The sequence below is a fragment of the Teichococcus deserti genome (genome assembly GCF_001982615.1).
Classification (GTDB): domain Bacteria; phylum Pseudomonadota; class Alphaproteobacteria; order Acetobacterales; family Acetobacteraceae; genus Pseudoroseomonas; species Pseudoroseomonas deserti.
Genome location: NZ_MLCO01000577.1, coordinates 1 through 895, shown reverse-complemented (window position 1 = coordinate 895; position 895 = coordinate 1). Strand labels below are relative to the sequence as shown.

The 895-nt window shown below is 72.8% G+C and carries 1 protein-coding gene and 1 pseudogene; one reads left to right on the top strand and one right to left on the bottom strand.

All coding sequences use genetic code 11. The features are described from left to right. Positions 1-412, top strand: a pseudogene (locus tag BKE38_RS30165) (methyl-accepting chemotaxis protein); the annotation flags it as partial. Here the strand turns inward: BKE38_RS30165 and BKE38_RS30160 are convergent. Then, a partial coding sequence (locus BKE38_RS30160) for a DMT family transporter (protein ID WP_131829824.1) occupies positions 390-895 on the bottom strand: 506 nt, incomplete at its 5' end. The pseudogene BKE38_RS30165 and the gene BKE38_RS30160 overlap by 23 nt on opposite strands.

Below are 895 nucleotides of genomic sequence, written 5' to 3'. Positions count from 1 at the left end.
CAAGGGCTTCGCCGTGGTGGCGAGCGAGGTGAAGAACCTGGCCAGCCAGACCGCCAAGGCCACCGAAGAGATCGGCCAGCAGGTCGGCGCCATCCAGGGCGCCACCAGCCTGGCGGTCGAGGCGATCCGCAGCATCGCCGGCGTCGTCGCCGAGATCGACCAGACCGCCGCCGCCATCGCCGCCGCGGTGGAGCAGCAGGGCGCCGCGACGCAGGAAATTGCCCGCACCATCGCCGGCACCGCCCAGGCCGCCGCTGCCGTCTCGCGCGAAACCGGCGTGGTGCAAAGCGCCGCCGAGACCAGCGGTCGCACCGCCGATCAGCTGCGCGCCGCCTCCAGCGAGGTCGACAAGACCACCGACGCCCTCAACACCGGCGTCGACCGCTTCCTCAAGGGGATCCAGGCCGCCTGAAGATGCGTCCATCGATCAGGCAGAAGCCGGTCGCGATCAGCGCCATCCCCGCCAGGTGGCGCGGCAGCAGGCTCTCGCCCAGGAAGACGACGCCCAGCAGGATCGCCATCACCGGCACCAGCTGGGTCACCAGGGCGGTGTTGGTCGCCCCCGCCTCCGCCAGCAGCCGGAAATACAGCGCGTAGGCAATGCCGGTCGAGACCAGCCCCAGCGCCAGCACCGCCAGCCACACCCCGGGCCCTGGCATCGGCAGCAGCCAGGGCTTGTCCCAGACCAGCATCAGCGGCAGCGCCAGCACCGTGCTGGCCGTGGTCTGCCCCGCCGCGGCCGCCATCGGCGCCACCTGCAGCCGGCGGAACCGCCGCCCATAGATGCCGGCAAAGGCGTAGGACAGGCAGGCGCCCAGTCCGGCCAGGATCGCGGTGAACTCTGCCCCGGCCCCGAAGGCCGCCGGCCCCGCCAGCACCGCGACACCCGCCACCC